The organism is Arthrobacter sp. AB6, from assembly GCF_031844545.1.
GTDB lineage: Bacteria > Actinomycetota > Actinomycetes > Actinomycetales > Micrococcaceae > Arthrobacter.
In genome coordinates this window covers 1-1506 of record NZ_JAUZVL010000047.1, presented here as the reverse complement: position 1 = coordinate 1506, position 1506 = coordinate 1, and the positions used below count along the sequence as shown (strand labels likewise).

At 64.1% G+C, this 1506-nt stretch carries 2 protein-coding genes; both read left to right on the top strand.

What is annotated here, in order from left to right:
* On the top strand, window positions 1-881 hold an 881-nt coding region (pdxS, locus tag Q9R30_RS19230; protein ID WP_311218587.1), incomplete at its 5' end, for a pyridoxal 5'-phosphate synthase lyase subunit PdxS.
* Window positions 882-957: 76 nt separating this feature from the next.
* Window positions 958-1215: a hypothetical protein gene (locus Q9R30_RS19225; protein ID WP_311218586.1), complete on the top strand. Its 258-nt coding sequence runs from the start codon at window positions 958-960 to the stop codon at window positions 1213-1215.
* The last annotated feature ends 291 nt before the right edge of the window (window positions 1216-1506 follow it).

Here is a 1506-nt window from a genome sequence, read left to right as displayed (position 1 = left end):
CTGTCACGGGCAGCAACCGCGTCAAGCGCGGTATGGCTGAGATGCTCAAGGGCGGCGTCATCATGGACGTCGTCAACGTCGAACAGGCCCGCATCGCCGAGGACGCCGGTGCCGTTGCTGTGATGGCGCTGGAACGCGTTCCGGCCGATATCCGCGCCCAGGGCGGCGTGTCCCGCATGTCGGATCCGGACATGATCGACCAGATCATCGATGCCGTGTCCATCCCCGTCATGGCCAAGGCCCGGATCGGCCACTTCGTGGAGGCCCAGGTCCTGCAGTCCCTGGGCGTGGACTACATCGACGAGTCCGAGGTCCTGACCCCGGCCGACTATGTCAACCACATCGACAAGTGGAACTTCAAGGTTCCCTTCGTTTGCGGTGCCACCAACCTTGGTGAGGCGCTGCGCCGCATCAACGAGGGCGCCGCGATGATCCGTTCCAAGGGCGAGGCCGGCACCGGCGACGTCTCCAACGCCACCGGTCACATGCGCCAGATCCGTTCCGAGATCGCCAAGCTTGCGGCCCTGCCCGAGGACGAGCTCTACGTTGCGGCCAAGGAACTGCAGGCACCGTACGAACTGGTCAAGGAAGTTGCCGCCGCCGGCAAGCTCCCCGTGGTGCTGTTCACCGCCGGCGGCATCGCCACCCCCGCTGACGCGGCCATGATGATGCAGCTCGGCGCTGACGGCGTGTTCGTCGGCTCCGGCATCTTCAAGTCCGGCAACCCCGCCCAGCGCGCCGCCGCCGTCGTGAAGGCCACCACCTTCTTCGATGACCCCGACGTCATCGCCAAGGCCTCCCGGGGCCTCGGCGAAGCCATGGTGGGCATCAACGTCGACGAAATCCCCCAGCCCCACCGCCTCGCCGAACGCGGCTGGTAACTCCCCATACCGCTCACTGGCCGGCAACACAACATTTCGAATAAAGCCACGACATGGAAAGTTCAGGATCAGGACCGTGAAGAAACGCACGCACCCGCAGCATACAACCGGCATGCCGCAGAGTCCCAGGACCGGCGAGCACTGCCCCGTCAATGGATGGTGGGCACCGTTCAATGACGAAAAGAACACTCACTTCATCACGGAGGGAAGCCTCATGCCGTCCATCAATGGCAGCGCCGTTGTTTGGAAACTCATTGTTCGCCGGCTGCGCTGGGAGGAACAGGGGCCCGCCCACGACCTTCCGCCGCGGGGTTTTGCCCTGGACACCCTGTAACGGCCGGGCACGGAACCCGATCCGGCCCCAACACCACGATCACGCCAAGCCCCACCGCCTGAACGCTCCAAAAGCGGTCTGAGCACCGCCCTCACATGAAGAAAGTCAGAAATCTGTGACCTCGTCAACGATCCCGAAATGGCACCATGAAACGCATCGATATCTTCCAGGCGCGGAGTTCGCTGCCGGCGCCGTGGTCACGGCGGCGGAGTATGAGGAAGCGGGCGCCGACTATCCCGCTTTTTGGGCGAGGAAGGCCCGTGAGCTGCTGACCTGGAGCAAGGACTTTGA